The organism is Candidatus Tisiphia endosymbiont of Thecophora atra (genome assembly GCF_964026395.1).
Classification (GTDB): Bacteria; Pseudomonadota; Alphaproteobacteria; order Rickettsiales; family Rickettsiaceae; genus Tisiphia.
In genome coordinates this window covers 1,827,002-1,844,648 of record NZ_OZ032145.1, presented here as the reverse complement: position 1 = coordinate 1,844,648, position 17,647 = coordinate 1,827,002, and the positions used below count along the sequence as shown (strand labels likewise).

15 protein-coding genes are annotated in these 17,647 nt (G+C 31.7%); 9 read left to right on the top strand and 6 right to left on the bottom strand.

Translation table 11 applies throughout. The features are described 5' to 3' along the window. Positions 1–19 precede the first annotated feature (19 nt). The 6 genes from AAGD45_RS08610 (at position 20) to AAGD45_RS08585 (ending at position 5,099) form a co-directional block, all read left to right on the top strand. Positions 20–613 carry an ankyrin repeat domain-containing protein gene (locus tag AAGD45_RS08610; protein ID WP_341761462.1) on the top strand — a complete coding sequence of 198 codons (594 nt, stop codon included), beginning with the start codon at positions 20–22 and terminating at the stop codon, positions 611–613. 422 nt (positions 614–1,035) lie between these two features. Beyond that, positions 1,036–2,124 carry an LptF/LptG family permease gene (locus AAGD45_RS08605; protein WP_341761461.1) on the top strand — a complete coding sequence of 363 codons (1,089 nt, stop codon included), beginning with the start codon at positions 1,036–1,038 and terminating at the stop codon, positions 2,122–2,124. A 34-nt stretch (positions 2,125–2,158) separates the two neighbouring features. Continuing rightward, positions 2,159–3,199 (top strand): rod shape-determining protein, encoded by a 1,041-nt coding sequence (locus AAGD45_RS08600; protein ID WP_341751642.1) that lies wholly within the window; start codon positions 2,159–2,161, stop codon positions 3,197–3,199. A 3-nt stretch (positions 3,200–3,202) separates the two neighbouring features. Continuing rightward, positions 3,203–4,039: a rod shape-determining protein MreC gene (mreC, locus tag AAGD45_RS08595; RefSeq protein WP_341761460.1), complete on the top strand. Its 837-nt coding sequence runs from the start codon at positions 3,203–3,205 to the stop codon at positions 4,037–4,039. A gap of 165 nt (positions 4,040–4,204) precedes the next feature. Continuing rightward, positions 4,205–4,864, top strand: coding sequence for a 7-carboxy-7-deazaguanine synthase QueE (locus AAGD45_RS08590; RefSeq protein ID WP_341762252.1), 660 nt, complete (start codon positions 4,205–4,207; stop codon positions 4,862–4,864). Continuing rightward, positions 4,857–5,099: a palindromic element RPE1 domain-containing protein gene (locus tag AAGD45_RS08585; protein WP_341761459.1), complete on the top strand. Its 243-nt coding sequence runs from the start codon at positions 4,857–4,859 to the stop codon at positions 5,097–5,099. The genes AAGD45_RS08590 and AAGD45_RS08585 overlap by 8 nt, the downstream gene beginning before the upstream one ends. 19 nt (positions 5,100–5,118) lie before the next feature. Here AAGD45_RS08585 and AAGD45_RS08580 read toward each other — a convergent pair whose 3' ends face one another. The 3 genes from AAGD45_RS08580 to AAGD45_RS08570 form a co-directional block, all read right to left on the bottom strand. After that, positions 5,119–6,159, bottom strand: coding sequence for a YhcG family protein (locus tag AAGD45_RS08580; RefSeq protein WP_341761458.1), 1,041 nt, complete (start codon positions 6,157–6,159; stop codon positions 5,119–5,121). Positions 6,160–6,193: 34 nt separating this feature from the next. Beyond that, positions 6,194–6,640, bottom strand: a complete 447-nt coding sequence (locus tag AAGD45_RS08575) for a PH domain-containing protein (RefSeq protein WP_341761457.1) — start codon at positions 6,638–6,640, stop codon at positions 6,194–6,196. 207 nt (positions 6,641–6,847) lie between these two features. After that, positions 6,848–9,100 carry a tetratricopeptide repeat protein gene (locus AAGD45_RS08570; RefSeq protein ID WP_341761456.1) on the bottom strand — a complete coding sequence of 751 codons (2,253 nt, stop codon included), beginning with the start codon at positions 9,098–9,100 and terminating at the stop codon, positions 6,848–6,850. Positions 9,101–9,249: 149 nt separating this feature from the next. Here AAGD45_RS08570 and AAGD45_RS08565 point away from each other — a divergent pair, with 149 nt between their 5' ends. Then, positions 9,250–10,086 (top strand): DUF2608 domain-containing protein, encoded by an 837-nt coding sequence (locus AAGD45_RS08565; protein WP_341761455.1) that lies wholly within the window; start codon positions 9,250–9,252, stop codon positions 10,084–10,086. A 175-nt stretch (positions 10,087–10,261) separates the two neighbouring features. Here the strand turns inward: AAGD45_RS08565 and AAGD45_RS08560 are convergent, their stop codons facing one another. The 3 genes from AAGD45_RS08560 to AAGD45_RS08550 form a co-directional block, all read right to left on the bottom strand. Next, the gene (locus AAGD45_RS08560) at positions 10,262–11,275 is read right to left on the bottom strand and encodes a DUF2608 domain-containing protein (RefSeq protein ID WP_341761454.1); all 1,014 of its coding nucleotides are present in this window, start codon (positions 11,273–11,275) and stop codon (positions 10,262–10,264) included. Positions 11,276–11,397: 122 nt separating this feature from the next. Then, positions 11,398–13,824, bottom strand: coding sequence for a DNA topoisomerase (ATP-hydrolyzing) subunit B (gyrB, locus tag AAGD45_RS08555; protein WP_341761453.1), 2,427 nt, complete (start codon positions 13,822–13,824; stop codon positions 11,398–11,400). Positions 13,825–14,112: 288 nt separating this feature from the next. Next, positions 14,113–15,366 carry a hypothetical protein gene (locus tag AAGD45_RS08550; protein WP_341761452.1) on the bottom strand — a complete coding sequence of 418 codons (1,254 nt, stop codon included), beginning with the start codon at positions 15,364–15,366 and terminating at the stop codon, positions 14,113–14,115. Positions 15,367–15,622: 256 nt separating this feature from the next. Here AAGD45_RS08550 and AAGD45_RS08545 point away from each other — a divergent pair, with 256 nt between their 5' ends. Continuing rightward, entirely contained in the window at positions 15,623–16,972 is a 1,350-nt protein-coding gene (locus AAGD45_RS08545; protein WP_341761451.1) for a TolC family protein, read from the top strand. Then, positions 16,972–17,511: a DUF2497 domain-containing protein gene (locus tag AAGD45_RS08540; protein WP_341761450.1), complete on the top strand. Its 540-nt coding sequence runs from the start codon at positions 16,972–16,974 to the stop codon at positions 17,509–17,511. Before AAGD45_RS08545 ends, AAGD45_RS08540 begins: the two co-directional genes overlap by 1 nt. Positions 17,512–17,647: the final 136 nt, after the last annotated feature.

Sequence of the window (17,647 nt, the reverse complement as noted above, 5' to 3'; positions counted from 1 at the left end):
CTAACTTAATATTATATTTATGCCTGACACACAACGATTATCAGAATCTGAAAACGAAAGCTTTGTTAGCTTAATTCGTAATAAAAACTTCAATGCTCTTGAAAAATTTATTAATTCTAAAGGATCGATTGATACAAATCAATCGGTGCGTGATGCGGCTGGTCAATCCTTTTTGCAAGTGGCTGTTATATATGGTTCATATGAGATTTTAGAGCTATTACTCCAAAAGTGTTATTATGACTTAAAGTATCAAGATGCAAATGGTAATACTGTTTATCATTATGCGGCGGATTTAAATAAAAATAATGAATTAGCTCTACTGATCAGACGCGACCAAAAATCTGCTCTTATACCTAATAAAGAAAATATTACCCCGTGCGATATTACTAAAGCTCGTGGTAATGATATTGGATGCAAATTACTTTCAGATCCCGTTGCACCTTTAACAATCATAGGCAAGCTTGCTGTAATTAATTTGTATGGAAATGTTAACAGTTTGGACATTCCTAAAACAATTATCGATGATATTAATGCAGTACCGCAAGATAATAATATTTTGGAATACTCACTCAATATTACAGGAGATGTAACATTTCCTATTCCTGAGGTTTAAATGGAGATAAAAAACTATATGACTAGTTGTAGCGGCTTGCTTTCAATATGACACAAGCTCGCTTTTATCGGTAACAAGTAACTCAAATTAAATGACTTTATTAAAAATACAGTCTAGCTCGATTTAATTGACTCTCAAAATTTCTTGGCTCACATTATAATTGGTTCTATATTTTCCTTTGGCTCACTTTATTTGACCCTAATTACTCCCACAATACTTACTGAATTTAACTTTAAAAAATAATAATCTTATAATTATTTCGTAGTTTATACAGCTAGATGATTAGATAAAAATGCTCGTTATTTTTATAATAAAAATCACATTGAACTTTTGTATCAAATGTAATATACTGCTAGTAAATGAAGAGTTGATAGACGATAGAATCAAAATCATCCACTACGGTCACCAATTTTTATTTTTAAATGATTAATTTTAAAACTCTTTCAATTTACCTACTCAGGCTATATTGTGGCTATTTCATCGGTATATTGCTTCTGATTATCGGGGTTTTAATTCTTTCAAATATCTTTGACCTTTTGCAAAAATTTAAAGCTGTATATATTCCAACACATTTTTTTTGGAAACTTGTATTATATAAAATACCTTATTTAGTTAATGAAGTAGCTTCTCTTCTTAGCTTCATTGCGATGTTATTTTTTCTAAAAAGACTAACTAAACATAATGAACTAATAACTATTTTATGCAATGGTATACATATTTGGAGGGTTATTGCTGTTCCAGTTTTTGCAGCGGTGATTTTTGGTATAATACTAATAACTATATGTAACCCTATTGGTACATTTGGTTTACAAAAATATGAATCTTTAGAAGCAAAATTAAGTAAAAAGACATCTAATAATTTTATAATATCAAAATCTGGTTTACTATTTTTTGAGAATTATCAAGGCAATAAAAGAATTATTCAGGCTGGGTCTATTGATGTAGTGAACAATAAGTTAAATAAGATTATTATATTATTTTTAGATGACAAAAATAATTTCTTAAAAAGAATTGATGGGGAATATGCTATTTTAGTTGATAATAATTTAAAACTAACTTCTGTAAAAATTTCGGATAACTATAATGTCAAACAATATGAGCATTTTACCGTTTTAACAAATTTATCAATAAGTAACTTACTAAATAGTTTTATAAATCCTGAGATGATTGCTATTTGGGATTTACCAGATATAATTAAACATTTAGTAGAATTTGGTTTGCCAATAACTAACTACCAAGTTTATTTCTATAAACAGTTATTTAAGCCTATAATTATGGCTACCACAGTGATTTTAGCAGCCTGCTTTTTTAGTCTCAAGCAACGTGATAATTCTCAAGAAAAAATCTTAGTAATTGGCTTATTTCTAGGTTTTATTATTTATTTCCTATTAGAGATTTTGTTTAAAATACTCGCATATAATGCAACCCCCCCTTTCTTAGCTATTTTATTGCCAAATATATGTATATTATTTTTCAGTAATTTTGTTATTATGCATTCTAAAGAAACCTGATGCGTTAAAATGATTTGATTTTGGAGAAATAAAAATGTTAACAAACTTTTTCAGGAAATTTGTATGTGATATGGCCATAGATCTTGGTACGGCTAATACTTTAGTGTATGTCAAAGGCAAAGGAATCGTACTTAACGAACCTTCTGTAGTTGCATTGATTAAAGTGGACGGAGCATTTAAGCCATACGCATTTGGTCAGGAAGCAAAAAATATGTTAGGACGTACCCCAACAGACATTGAAGCAAAAAGACCACTAAAAGATGGTGTTATAGCCGACTTTAAGGGAGCTGAAGAAATGATAAAATATTTCATCAGAACAGTACATAATCGTAGATCATTTACTGGTCCAATGATTATAATTTGTGTACCCTCAGGTTCTACACCAGTTGAGCGTAGAGCTATTCAAGAAGCAGCAGAGAGTGCAGGAGGTAGAGATGTATACCTTATAGAAGAACCTATGGCAGCAGCAATTGGTGCTGGCTTACCAGTAACAGAAGCAACTGGTTCAATGATTGTTGATGTAGGCGGAGGAACAACAGAAGTAGCAGTCCTATCGTTAGGTGGTATTGTGTATGCTAGATCAGTACGGGTAGGTGGCGATAAAATGGATGAGTCTATTATTTCTTATATTAGAAGGCATTATAATTTACTAATCGGTGAAGCTACAGCAGAAAAAATCAAAAAGCAGATTGGGGCTGCTTACGTAGATGATAGTTTAGAACCAAGAGTAATGGAAATTAAAGGACGAGATTTAATCCATGGTATCCCTAAAGAAATGCTACTAAACGAAAGACAAATTGCTGACAGTCTAATTGAACCAATTAGTCAAATTGTAGAAGCAGTAAAAGTGGCGTTGGAATGCACTCCTCCAGAGCTTTCATCCGATATTGTAGATACGGGAATTGTTATGACTGGTGGTGGGGCATTACTCCGAAACTTAGATCATGTCCTAAAAGAAGCAACTAAGCTGCCGGTAATTATTGCTGATCAAGCACTATCATGCGTAGCTCTTGGTACGGGAAAAGTACTAGAAGATTTTCAAAAATTTAAGCATGTGTTATTTAAACAAGATTAACCAATGGCATTACTTGCAAACAGAATAAAGCGTTCTAGTAAAATAGTAGAGTTTGCTAGATTTATACTTGTTACTTTGAGACGTGTTTTCGTTTTATTTTTTGTTATCGCCTCACTTTACTTATTTATTGCTGCTCCAAAAAGATTTTCTTCTATTTCTCTTGAAGTCGTTGGACATGTTATTTTTGGTGGATTGCTAATTCATGAAAACATATTTAAGCAAATTAATTTAATAACCCAAAATTTTATTTATTTACGAGACTTAGCAAGAGAAAATATCGAACTACAATTAGAAGTGGCAAGACTAAGAAAGTTACATAGTAATATATATTTGATCCAATCTGAGAATAAAGAACTAAAAAAACTACTATCAGTTGTAGAAGAAGAACAATATAACTATGTCAGTGCTAAATTACTAAGTGTTTCATTAAACCCCTTCAGTAAAACTGCTTTAGTGTCAGCTGGAGTGAGACATGGTGTGGAAGTTGATCAGATAGTTACCAACAGTGAAGGATTAGTTGGGCGAGTAATACAAGTAAGCAACAATTACTCTAAAATAATTTTAGTTAATGATGTAAACTCTCGAATCCCGATCACTACCGTATCTTCAAAAGAAAAAGGCATCATGAGCGGTTATGGTAATGGTAGCAAAATACTCTATTTACCAAAAACTCATCTTGTCCAAAAAGGCGAAAAAGTTATAACATCTGGTTATGGTAATATTTATCCTTACGGCATAACGGTAGGTTACGTAAAAAAAGCAAATGCAGAAAAGGTTCTTGTAAAGCCTGTAGTTGACTTATCAAAAACTGAGTTTGTCAGTATATTGTTTCCTCAATGAATCTAATAATCGGCTTTTATACTGCTATGATTTCAAGAGTTGATAGACGAAGAGGTCAATTTTAAGAAGAGCTAGGCAGTAGCAAAGTCGAGTAGCTAGGCGTACATGAGTAACGGAGCAGCTGAAATCTTTAGACACAACGACCTTATTCTACCTGAGTATATTATGTTTGGACAAAATCCTAAAAGACCAGCCATATTTCATGATGGAACTAGTCTAGAAATTAAGAGTATTTTTAAGACTATTCAGGGAGAAGGCCCTTTTATAGGTATGCCTGCTGTTTTTATTAGGCTTGGTGGATGCAATCTTGCTTGTAATTTCTGTGATACAGACTTTGAAGATTTTAATATGTTAACCATTAACAATATTATCGAAGAAGTTGAAAAACTTACGATTAATATCAAATTAGTGGTTATAACTGGTGGTGAGCCTTTTCGTCAACCTATAGAATTATTGTGCTATAAATTAGTAGATTTGGACTATATGGTGCAAATTGAAACTAATGGCACATTATATCGTAATCTTCCAGATAAAGTCCATATAGTTTGTTCACCAAAAGCTGGGAAAAATGGTTATGCACTATTGAGAGATGATTTACTATCTCATATTAATGCCCTAAAATTTTTGGTGGCTAAAAATATACCCAAATACTCTAACATACCAGAAGTAGGACAAAGCAAGTATAATATACCAGTATTTATTCAGCCTATGGATCAAAATAATCTGTTGCTAAATAAAGAAAATGAACGGTTAGCTATTGATTTGGCCATTAAGTATGGTCATCGCCTTTCCTTACAAACTCATAAGATTTTGGGTATTGAGTGATTATATATTAGATATCTTTGGCAAACTCGCTTATGCTGAAGAATTTAAAGAAGCCATGGAATCTCAACCCGCAGCGGACGATGATGTATGTGAGGAGCAGAGTACCGGTAGCACGAATAAATTACCAGCAGAAGTAGCAGCCAAGAATATAACAGCTGATAACCAACTAAGTAGAATAGTTAGGTTCAAACATACGGAGTTTATGGGCATAAAGTTGAGATACGCTTCCTCTTGATTAATAACATTCATATTTACTAATGCTTTTTTATTTCTACTGCTTTTTGGTCATATCGATTTTTTGCTTGTAGAACTATTTCCTGAATTTTTTTCTCAAAGACCTTAATAGGTGGCAATTCGGTCCAATATTCTGCTACATGTATGCCACTTGCTGATACATCCAAAAGCCCAATTTGAGCATGTGATTTTTCAGTGCAAAGAATAATACCAATTGGTGGGTTTTCTCCTTCAAAGATCTCATACTTCTTAAGCCAATTTATATAAAGCTCCATTTGCCCTTTATATTCTGCCTTAAATTTGCCAGTTTTGAGTTCAATCGCTACTAACCTTTTGAGTTTCCGGTTATACATAAGTAAATCTAAGTAAAAATGCTCATTATCTATGGTCATTCGCCTTTGACGTGCAACAAATGAGAATCCTGTACCAAGCTCTAAAATAAATTGTTCAATTTGCTGCAAAATAGCACTTTCTAGATCACTTTCATAAGGTGCATCAGGCAAGTTTAAAAATTCTAATATGTATGGGTCTTTTAACACTAACTCTGGAACTAATTCATTATTTGATTTTAATAACGACAAGATTTGTCCACTATGTTTTTCAGATTGCTTGGATAACTCGCTTCTTTCATAAGTCATTTTATGGATGCTAGTGCGAAGTTGCCGTACACTCCAAATATATGCGTAGAATTTTCTTTGGTTTTGTTCTTTCAACGGCAATAATTCTATTATATGACTCCAGCTTAATTGTTGCGACAGTGTCGCAACAATTTGATAATTTTCAAAAGAATCATAAAACTTAATCATCCTAGTTATTCCAGTATAAGTAAACCCTTTTCCATAGTCGACTGAAAGATGCTGTGCTAGTGTTTGTACGATCGAGTGTCCATACTCTGCTCTTTGATCTTTTAAGATTTCTTCCTTAATTCTCTTACCTATGTGCCAATATACCATAGTCATCTCAGAGTTTGCTACTCTTACTACTCGGCTTTTGGCTTGAATAATCAGAAATTTTATATCCTCTATCAAAGAATTATGGTCATTCGTTATTATTTGGTTCATTTATTTTTCCTATCCTTGCATATGGTTATTTTAATTATGACTTTTTATGCTCAGCTATTCTTGCTTGAATCAGCTCGTAAACTCTATGGGGATTTTTTAGACTATAAAATGTTACACCAACTTGATTCATAGTTGCGTTACTAATCATTGAAACAGTACCCAATCCAAAAATACGTTGTAAGACACCACATGTTAAACTTAGTTCTTTTATATCTTCGTACTTAATATCTACCCTTGTATAATTAATAAAACTATTAATATATGAAACTTTATCTGCCCCAATTAAAAAATCTGTACAATGATATTCTAACGCTATAGCTCCAAATAATATAAAAGGTACTAGAATTAATAAAGTGAGGATAAGTAGTGTATTGACATCTGATATATATAAAATTTTAAGAATACACATATAAGGAATACAAATTAGTATTCCATACATACCATAATACCTAAAATCTAATATAAGCTTAATTTGTTTCATATATTATTCGCTCCCATATTGATGTTTATTTACATATTACTAACCATCATACCCTAAAACTAAACATTTAGTGAAGTTACAGGAAATAAGATATAACTTTACAATCATAATTGGGGTAAGGCTAAAAATAGCAACCCATCCTTAGTAAGTTGTTTAAAACCTGATCCTTAGTCCTAGGCCTATATAAATCATACAGCTTAGATCCCCTTAATGATTTTTGGCCCACAAATCCATGTTATATTGTTTGCAATATTCAAACATATCAATTGTATTAGGGTGGTGTATGCCAAACTTCTTAATTTGCGGTTTACCAAAAAATTTATAATTATATATATCTTTTGATTTACAGGCGGCTTTTGCCCCTTTGTTATATAATTCACTTACTTGAGCAACATTTTTACTTCTATCTCCATATAAATAATGATATATAACAAACGCTTTTTTATAAGATTCTATTGCTTGCTTAAGGCTATCTTGAGCAAACAAACTATCACCTTGTACTACATAACTAGCTGCTAAGCTAGGATTTTTAGAATAATTTGTTTTTTCCGGATTGTTGTTTTCATCTGCTAAAAATATGGGAATAGCTTTATTAATGTATTCAGAAGCTTTATCTATTTTACCTAAACCTAATTCACTTCTTGCCATTTCTGTATAAATATCTGCAAATATTTCATTATCTTCATTCTTTATGGGCTTATGTATATAATATAACTGTTGAGCTTGAGCATAAGCTTCTTGATATCTACCAAGGGAATTCAATATCTTTGTTCTAGGCATATAAGCTCCAGTAAAGTATGGGTCATTAATATGCGATCCATTTTTTATAAATAGTTCGATAATTTTATCTTCACCCTCTAAAGCTTCCTTATATTTGCCTTGCATATTAAATAATGCACTTTTTAAAGAATATATTATAGATAGATCAGCTTCTTGTATTGTTCTTTGTTTTACTAATTTTTCTATCTTTTTAAGAAATTCTTCAGCAAGTTTTATCTCTCCTAAAAACATATAAGATCCAGATATATGAGATATAAAATTAAATTTGAGAGAATAACTAGATTCATCATCATCAAGTTTACCTAAAATCTTTAATGATTTAATAAGATAAGAAATCGCTGTTTCAAAATTTCTTAATATTATTTTATTATACACTCCTATTGCTCCTAAATATCTAGCGTAATAAAATTTTTGATATTCAGACATTTGCCACAATTTAAATTTTTTGTTTTTATCTTTCCAACTAAACCAATCAACCATTTGTTGTGCTTTATTATTATTGTAAATGTTTATATATAGAGACAATAATTCACTTCTTAAGGTAAGTATTGCATATATGTTAATATTATATTTCTCAGAATTTATGAGAATAATTTCTAGGTTTTCTAGTACAGTTTGAGCACTTCTCCACAAATATCCTGAGTGAGTTCCTTTCGCCTTAGGTAGCTTAGCAATAATATTTTCTAAATATATTTTATTATTATTGCCATTTAGTTCCATTATTTTATTGCTGACTATGTCATGCATTTCAAAAATAGGGTTATTCTCGCTAGCATTAATATTACTAATTAGCATAAACTTGGATAATTGATATATATCATCATCAAGGGTATCTTTATTATCAGTAATGATGGTAAGCAGCTGTTTTGAAAAAGCTTGGTTATTTAGTAAAGCTATTTTATTAAGTAACTTTGCTGCACTAAAGGGTAATTGTTGAACAGCCATACTAATATTCGTTGCTATTTTATCAGTTGATTGATAAATTTTCTTTTTATATTCTTCTTTATCTAGACCTTTAATTTTGTTAAGTAATTGAGTTCCTTGCACTATCAATATTGGATAACCACTAAAAGATTGTGTTAAAAATTCGATATTATTGTTATTTTTATTGTCTAATAAGTTATTAGCTAAAGCTACAATAGTAGGGTGATCGAGTAGTGGCATGGCTATAATGTTATGTAACTTTTCATTATCTTGCGAGCAAAACACTACATGACCATTATGTTCCCAATCGATTAAATCTTGTACTTTTTTATTTTCATTAACTTTTAAATTATCAAACACCAATAACCATTTAGTAGTAGTAGTTAAATATGATATTATTTCTTTTTTTGTTAAAGTAACTTCTTCAGATATATTAGTTCGTTTAACCATATTGAGTTGTTTGGCTAATTTCACAAATTGTTCATCAAAATCAAGGTTACAATCAAAAAACCAAATAAGATCATAATTATTTTTATTCTCATAACCATACATCCTAATCAGTTGAGTTTTACCTATACCGCTAGTACCCACTATACTTGCTTGTCTATATTTATTTAAATATTCATCAAGAATTCTAAGTTGTTGCTCATGATTGACAAAATAACTAACTGGAGTGATTAAATTAGATACTTGTTCTTGAGCAAAAGTTCTAGTATTAATGATTAATAATATGATTGATATTAGAAAATTTTTCATATAATGAAACTGTTGAAAAATAAATTATGCCCTAACGGTACGTATAAAACATATTATTACGAATAATTATAAAGAATAAGCAAAAATAACTCAACTTAAGTTTGAATATTAATAATAATCATCATTAAAAATATGAATAGAGAATTTTTATGAGAAAAATTTTAATAATTCTAATTTTGCAATTTATCGTAATAGAAGCATTTGCAAGTATTGAAAGAATAAAGCTACATTCTTTTGATAATTTAGTTGATCAAATTAAAAATGACACAATAAAAGGTAAAGATGTGCTAATTGTATTTGATATTGATGGAGTTATTCTTTGTCCTAAGGACAGCTATTTAAGCCATAATAATCGTGAAGTACGTCATAAATTTCTTGATGACATTGAAAAATCACAAGGTCTAGCTCAGAGAAAAAATATATATGCACTTATTGCTGCTCAGATGGAATATAAGCTAATTGAACCAAGCTTAATGAAACACTTTTGGTTTCTAAAGTTCAATGGTTACAACGTTATTGCCTTAACATCAATGGGACCAAATAATCCATATTTTGATCAGGAACAAGATCGTGTTGATATGCTTAAAGATAAAGGATTATTGTTTGATAAAAGATATCACGGTCAAATAAAAATTGATAAACAAAAAAGACCCCAGCCAAAAGCCATTGAGGGAGTTATTTTTGCAAGAGGATATGAAAAGGGATTAGTTCTCAAGGCATACCTTGATCAACAACATACTGCCTATAGCAAGATAGTGGTGATAGACGATAAACCTCAAAATTTAGATTCTATTGAAAAACACCTAAAAAATCAGATTGGTAAAATAGTGCTAGTAGAATATAGCTATGATAAATTTGTAGAACAAAAATTTACAAACAATATTTCTACTTTGCAGCAAAATTTTCTTAAAACTCAATCTATTTGGTTAAGTGATAAACAAGCCTCAGTTTTATTACAAATGAGGAATAAAGCCAAAGTTGAGTAATGTAAAGAAAAATTAGGTTAAATGTGAATTGTAAAATTAGCCTTTGTGAACATTTCTAAGTAGGAGCAAAAAGTGTAATTTTCGGACAAAAAATTACTATCAGAGGACATAAATATTGTACAAAATGCCTTGAGTAAGAGAGAGGTGGTTAACTAGAATTGAAATTTGATCCCTTTTAATCAGAATTTCGGATGGATCTCATCTTCAGTCGAGCTTGTGCCTCATCGTCACTCAGCCATATATGCTCTTGGGATAATGCTTGAAACTGTTTATCTGCTATATCCTGATTTAATACCTCATTTTTATCTTTGAGTTCAGTATAATGAATACCTAGATAATTAATTTGAGGATATTTATCTTTAAGTACATTTTGCACTGAAATTAGATTTTTCAAGTGGTCATCGACAAAAATGATATTTTTGTAATTTTTATTTAATTGCTCCAAGAAACCTAAAAGCACTTTCCCTTTATCTGTTTTGTTCGTGAATATAACACGAGAGATACATTTAGGAAAGTCCTCCTTTAATAAATCACCATTATCTTTAAAATGATATCCAAGAGACTTTAAGCGTGATAAATGAAGTTGTGCTTCATTCTGAACGATACCATAGTTCCCACTGCTGTTGGCCGTAAACCCAACAATAGTCATTTTTTGAGCATCAAGTTCGTTAACAAAATTTGGCATGTCTGGAGAAAGCAATTCAACCTTAATAGAAGACAAAATCTGACTAGTTAAATACTCAGCCATCGGTACTTTACGCCCATTAAGTGCAATCTCTTTTCCTTGGAAATCTTTAAAGATGGCTTTGAGGTGTTTTGAGCGATAATTGTCTTTTTCGCCCACATATCTCAACACGCTATCCCGTGGGACAAACAGCACATAATCGAGGTCAAATAAAATAAGAGTGTTTTCGCCATCAAATTGAGAAGTATATGTTTTAATCTCGTTAACCGAAGATGCTTGTACAATTTGAGCATTTGCTTCAAAAGCAAAAAAGCCCATGAACACCATGAATGCAATCTTGATATACTCAAATAATTTGAAGAATTGGAGCGTAAAACAAGAGGCGAGCGGACTAGGCGTAGTAAACCATTGTTTGTACGCGAATTCTCCACAAGTATTTGCAAAAGCCAATTCTTTAAAGCAGAAGAGTATACCCAATTTAATTTGGTTCAAGTAATTTTTCATCGTTACACAACCTATCTTGATGATGTCTATTTTTAGTCACCATTTGGATGAATGGTATCCCAATACACTTCTACTTCTTGCTATAAAAACTTAGTTAACCTTTAAGGGAGTGCCTATGAGTTTTAAACATCTAAATTAACTACATTCAAAGCATTTGCTTGAATGAATTGTCTTCTAGGTTCAACAATATCTCCCATTAATGTTGAAAAAATCACCTCGGCACTATCTTGTTCATGTACTTTAACTTGCAGTAAAGTTCTTTTTTGTGGATCTAATGTTGTCTCTCCTAACTGATCAGAATTCATCTCTCCAAGACCTTTAAAACGTTGAATAGATATACCTTTTTTACCATGTTCTAATATATAATTCAGCAAGATACTAGGTAACGTAATCATAAATTCCTGATTTTTGATCAACAACTTTGCTTGTCCAATAAATAAATTTACAAGTGGGGTAAATGCTTTAGCTAGCTGAATAAATTCAAAAGACTCAAGCTGTTCTTTTGATAAAATTTTACTTTCTTTTACCCCCCGAACAAAACGAAAAAATTCTATATTATTTGCGTTAACTATAAACTGCCAGTCTGTCTTATCAGGTGTGATATCACCAAGATTTAAAATATTTAAAGCCTGATTTATTTCATTCGTTTTATTTTCATCAAATATTTGATTACCTAATAAACCTTTTATAGCTAGACATTCTGCAATTTGCCGATTAAATTTTTTGCTTACTTGGTCAAGTAACGTAGTGAACCTGATAACCGCCTTTATTACCCCCTCAAGATCATTACCAATGATCTCTGCTCCATTATACAACATAATTGTTGCATCACTAATAGTAGATTTGACTAAATAATCTTGCAGAGCTTGTTCATTTTTTAAATAAAGTTCGTTATTACCTTTTTTTACTTTATATAAAGGCGGCTGAGCTATATATAGATATCCTTTATCAATTAATTGACGCATATGCCGGTAAAAGAAAGTAAGTAATAAGGTTCTGATGTGCGAACCATCAACATCAGCATCAGTCATAATAATTATTTTATGATATCTTAACTTCTCCAAAGAAAAGTCTTCATTACCAATAGCAGTGCCAAGAGCTGTTATTAGAGTCCCTACTTGCTCAGAGTTTAACATTTTATCAAATCTAGCTCTTTCAACGTTTAAGATTTTACCTCGCAGTGGTAAAATTGCTTGAAATTTTCTATCTCTACCCTGCTTTGCTGTACCACCGGCAGAATCTCCTTCCACAATAAATAACTCTGAAAGAGCAGGGTCTTTCTCTTGACAATCAGCAAGTTTTCCAGGTAAGTTAGAAATTTCGAGAGCCGATTTCCGACGAGTTAATTCCCTTGCTCTTTTTGCTGCTTCTCTAGCAGTTGCAGCTTCAATAATTTTATTAATAATTATTTTTGCGTCACTAGGATGTTCTTCAAACCATTCCAAAATCTTAGTATATACGGCACTTTCTACGATAGGTCGAACTTCAGAACTAACTAATTTATCTTTAGTTTGTGAAGAAAACTTAGGGTCTGGTACTTTTACTGATAAAATACATGAGAGACCTTCTCTCGTATCATCACCAGTGAAATTTACTTTATTTTTTTTGTTAAGCTGAGTATTCTCAATATAAGTTGTGACAACTCTAGTAAGAGCGGCTTTAAAGGCAATAAGGTGCGTACCACCATCACGCTGCCTTATATTATTGGTAAAACATAAAATATTTTCATGATATGAATCATTCCAATTCATAGCTAGTTCGAAAGTAATCCCTGTTGCTTGGTTATTGGTATTGAGTGCTATACATTTATGTAATGAGGTTTTGGCTCTATCAACATACTTGACATAAGCTTCTACACCACCAGTGAAGCAGAATTCTACTTCCTGTTGTTCAGAAAAACGATGATCCTTTAATAATATCCTTACACCGGAATTTAAAAAGGCTAGTTCTCTAAGCCTATGCTCTACAGTAGCAAAATTAAATTCAATCGTACTAAAAGTTGTAACAGATGGAAGAAAAGTAATTTCAGTACCATTCTTCTCTGATGAATCTCCTTTCAGTAACAATGGTACTTCAGTAGCACCATCTCTGAATTTTATAAAATACTCCTTATTAGCCCGCCAAATTTTAAGTTCTAACCATTCTGACAGAGCATTTACCACAGATACACCAACACCATGTAATCCACCAGATATTTTATAAGAATTCTGATCAAACTTGCCTCCAGCATGCAGTTGAGTCATAATAACCTCGGCTGCTGATATACCTTCTTCATGAATATCAACAGGTATCCCACGTCCATTATCACGCACTGTTACAGATCCGTTTGCATTTAGTATTATTTCAATTAAGTTACAATAACCAGCTAAAGCTTCATCGATTGCGTTATCAACAACCTCATAAATCATATGATGTAATCCTGAACCATCGTCAGTATCACCAATATACATACCGGGTCTTTTTTTTACTGCCTCAAGACCTTTTAAAACTTTGATGGAGTCAGCTCCATATTCTAATTCTGCTATTGATTGTTGTTGATTAGTTGACATATTATAACTGCTCGTAAATGAAGAGTTGGGTAGACGAAGGTCAACTTCAAGAAGAGCTAGGAGTGTCAAAGTCGAGCTGCTAGGCGTACATTAGTACGTGAGCAGCTTCGATCTTTAGACACGACGCCGCCAATTCTTGAAGTTCACCGAGTATACATAAAATGAAAGATAAAGAATAACTATACACCAAAATTACAGCAAGTGTATAGTTTTCAAGTAGTTTACCCCAATTAGGGATAAGAATTAGTTAATTCTTATCCCTAATTCGCGTGTAGTTTGTTAAAAATGTTACCTTTTTCGTACTACACCTTGGTTTTTACTACTACTATTTTCAAGGACTACTTTCATAGCATTTCCTACTTGTAGCAGTTCAGGTAACGATTCTAGCGGGGTTCTTAACGATGTAAGGTTTTTCAAAAAATATGCTGGTAGAATATTTTTTGTCTTATCCTTAACTAAATTCGCAAAAGATGTGGTGATTTTTTCCCTGTCAGGTATTAATTTGACTGTTTCTTGTATTTTTGACTCAATAATCAATATATTTTTGGCTGCTTTTTGGCAATATCCTAACTTCTCAAGAATGCTTTTATTGGGATCTAATGCAGCAATGAGGTTTTCTTTTATGTGAGATAATTCGGTTTCAATTGATTTTTTTAGATCTTTTCCTTGATTAGGTATATTTCCAAGGATTTTAGTCATACCTTTACGTAGAAGGTCAACACCTCCCATTATATCATCCTTAGTATGAGGGATTTCTTCAGATAAGTCAATAAGTTTTTTAAAAGATTTTTTTTCTTTTGGATCTTGTACAACCAATTTATTAATTTTCTTCAAAGAGTCAATATCTAGCCCTAATTCTGCTACAGCTACAGGTGACACCCCTGCTATTTCTGTGATTTCAACAATCTGCGTAGCTTTGGAATATTTTTCTTTAAGGTTTGTACTTTTTTCTATTTCGGTTCGTTTTTCTCTAACTATTTCTAGTTTTTCTTGCCAATTCTCTACTGTCTTCGTTAGATTTTCAGTACTGAGAAAAGATTTTACTGAGTCTAATAAGCCACTTCCCTTGAGTATTAAACCAACTACAGGCATTTGTACAGCTATTATACCAACTAATAAATTACCTAAATAATCAACTATATCTTTTGACGCTCCAGGATACAAGTTATCTAGTTTATTTTGAAACTCCAAAATACTTTCAAGAACTTTTATTATTAGCTCAATGAAAGCATCTTCAAAGAATAATATCTCTTCCTTTACCTGTTGCTGTTCATCAATGTACTTTTCTAATTCATCTAAAGAATTACCTACTGTTTCTCTGAATGATTCAGCTATTTCTCGCTCCCTTTGTTGATCTTCTGAATCTAGAAATATGTTATATATACAGTCAACTCTTTTTTTAATAGCTCTTAAGTTCCTAGGAAACGTTTTGAGTGTTTTCATAGAATCAAACTTTAACTGTTCTATAGCACTAGCAATAGAAGCATTTGATAAGATAGTGGGTAAAGCGACTTTTGAAAGGAAAGAGTATATGTTAGGCATAATAGATAATTGAATTATATTAAAATTTTTAAATTATTACTCAAAATAATACAAATAAAAACTACACTTTAAAACTGTTATATTGCTCTGACAGTTAGTTTTTGATATGTTATAGCTACTTGATCTGATTAAATATTTTTTAGCTATACGTGCTAGCTTTATCACAACAAATCAAGTTTTAGATCAAGAATACCTTTAACTTCTTGCATAAGCTAGCAAAATTTTTTAACATAAACATATTTTTAGAAAACCAATTATGCATAAATTCCTATACTTCGCCGTTATCATTTTACTAAACTATTCAGTTTATGCTGTTAACTTATCTGATGCTCTAACTAGTGCGTATAATAATAATGGTGAGTTACAAATCAATAGGCAGACTTTTTTAAATGAAATTGAACAGTTCTCTGCAGCTTTTTCAGGTTTTATGCCCAGTGCGTCTTATAATATTGATTCTGCTATTAATACGAATAAACCGAATAGTCAATATGCTACTTCTACTAAAAAAGAGCTGAAATCACAACAGGGAGCTTTAGTAATAGAGCAGCCTATATTTAGTGGTGGGAGTAGTGTTGCAACTTTGAAAGCCGCCCAATCAGCTTTTAGGGCATCACGTGCTAAATATTATGCAGAAGAACAAAAAATTCTTCTTAACCTAATAAAAACTTATCTCGATTGTTATGAAACAAAAGAAAAATATGAGATTTCTGAAATTAGTGTAAAAGCTAACAAACAGCAATTAGAAACCATTGAAGAAAAACTAAAATTAGGTGAGGCAACATCAATAGATTTAGCTAGTGCCAAAGCTGGTCTTGCAAAAGCTGAAACTGAGAAGTTAACAGCATATGCTAATTATCAAGCAACAAAAGCAAGCTTTATTCGAATGTTCGGTATAGAAGCAAGTGATATTGATATGCCTCCTATACCTGATAACTTACCTACTTCATTAGAGGATTTAATGCAAAGAGCGATAAATGTTAATCCTAACATAGATAGTACAAGACATAGTGTTAAAAGTCATAAAGCTAGTGAACTGGCAGCAAAAGCTGAACTTTTACCCAAGGTAAGCTTTAAAGTTCAATCTGGTAAAACCCATTACACTCCAGAAAGCCTATCTAATACCAATAATAGAAGTACTACATCTACATTATCAGTTAATATACCTATTTATTCTCACGGGGGTAGCGAATATTCAAGAATTAGGAAAGCTAAAAATAGTACTAGGAGTGCAGCTATTCAACTTGATGATACAATAAAACAAATTCGGGCAAGTGCTATTGCTAGTTGGGAAGGATTTGAAGCAGCAAAGTCTAAAATTATTGCCACATCACAAGGTGTAGAAGCTGCTCAAATAGCTTACGATGGGACAATACAAGAAGAAATTGTTGGTTCTAAAACAATCTTAGACGTTTTAACTGCTGAAGAAAAATTACATAGTGCTAGGGTGTCAAAAGTTGATGCACACAGAGACTCTATTTTAGCAGCTTACCAAATGAAATCTTTAATTGGGGAATTGACAGCAAAAAGCTTAAAATTGAAAGTTAAATATTTTATTCCTGAAGATGAGTTTAAAGGACTCAAGAAGAAACTTATTATAGGTTTTTAATGAGTAAAGATCATAAAAAAAACCAAGATATGTCAGTTGAAGAGATATTGAAATCAATTAAAGGAATGATTGATAGTCGTGGTATAGTCAATTCAGCAGGATTGGGTAGCAAGAGAGATGGAGCGACGCCTATATGCAATAGGCGAGCGATCGAAGACGACGCTACCGACTTCTCCTCAATTGACTATAGTAATCAATCTAACGATGATGAAATACTAGAATTGACAAATATAGTAGGGGATGAGGCAAATAAGTTAGAAAATAATAGGCATAGTGAACTAGAAGAGGAACTATTGCAGACATCCTTGGTATCCGATAAATCTGCAGCAGAAACTACTAAGATTTTCCAGCATTTCTCTAAAACAGCTCAGGAGATTAGTACAAATGCTTCGAACCCTACGGTCAAAACATTAGAGGATATAATTATTGAAATGTTACGACCACAATTGAGTCAATGGTTAAATAAAAACTTACCTTTATTAGTAAAACAATTGGTAGAAAAAGAAATTCAAAAATTAATACCAAATGATAAAAAATGACTTAGTGGAGGGTATCATTTGTGTTAGTCTTATTTTAACAGGGTAATTTAAAAGTTTGGCTATAAGCTTTGATAAATAGGGGATAGAGTTCTTAATACACCTTCGGTGTCATTCCCGCGTAGGCATTGCCAACATA

Excerpts from the sequence above, each read along its gene's own strand:
- AAGD45_RS08610 (WP_341761462.1), top strand. The coding sequence starts at position 20 with ATGCCTGACACACAACGATTATCAGAATCTGAAAACGAAAGCTTTGTT.
- AAGD45_RS08605 (WP_341761461.1), top strand. The coding sequence starts at position 1,036 with ATGATTAATTTTAAAACTCTTTCAATTTACCTACTCAGGCTATATTGT.
- AAGD45_RS08600 (WP_341751642.1), top strand. The coding sequence starts at position 2,159 with ATGTTAACAAACTTTTTCAGGAAATTTGTATGTGATATGGCCATAGAT.
- mreC (WP_341761460.1), top strand. The coding sequence starts at position 3,203 with ATGGCATTACTTGCAAACAGAATAAAGCGTTCTAGTAAAATAGTAGAG.
- AAGD45_RS08590 (WP_341762252.1), top strand. The coding sequence starts at position 4,205 with ATGTTTGGACAAAATCCTAAAAGACCAGCCATATTTCATGATGGAACT.
- AAGD45_RS08580 (WP_341761458.1), bottom strand. The coding sequence starts at position 6,159 with ATGAACCAAATAATAACGAATGACCATAATTCTTTGATAGAGGATATA.
- AAGD45_RS08575 (WP_341761457.1), bottom strand. The coding sequence starts at position 6,640 with ATGAAACAAATTAAGCTTATATTAGATTTTAGGTATTATGGTATGTAT.
- AAGD45_RS08570 (WP_341761456.1), bottom strand. The coding sequence starts at position 9,100 with ATGAAAAATTTTCTAATATCAATCATATTATTAATCATTAATACTAGA.
- AAGD45_RS08565 (WP_341761455.1), top strand. The coding sequence starts at position 9,250 with ATGAGAAAAATTTTAATAATTCTAATTTTGCAATTTATCGTAATAGAA.
- AAGD45_RS08560 (WP_341761454.1), bottom strand. The coding sequence starts at position 11,275 with ATGAAAAATTACTTGAACCAAATTAAATTGGGTATACTCTTCTGCTTT.
- gyrB (WP_341761453.1), bottom strand. The coding sequence starts at position 13,824 with ATGTCAACTAATCAACAACAATCAATAGCAGAATTAGAATATGGAGCT.
- AAGD45_RS08550 (WP_341761452.1), bottom strand. The coding sequence starts at position 15,366 with ATGCCTAACATATACTCTTTCCTTTCAAAAGTCGCTTTACCCACTATC.
- AAGD45_RS08545 (WP_341761451.1), top strand. The coding sequence starts at position 15,623 with ATGCATAAATTCCTATACTTCGCCGTTATCATTTTACTAAACTATTCA.
- AAGD45_RS08540 (WP_341761450.1), top strand. The coding sequence starts at position 16,972 with ATGAGTAAAGATCATAAAAAAAACCAAGATATGTCAGTTGAAGAGATA.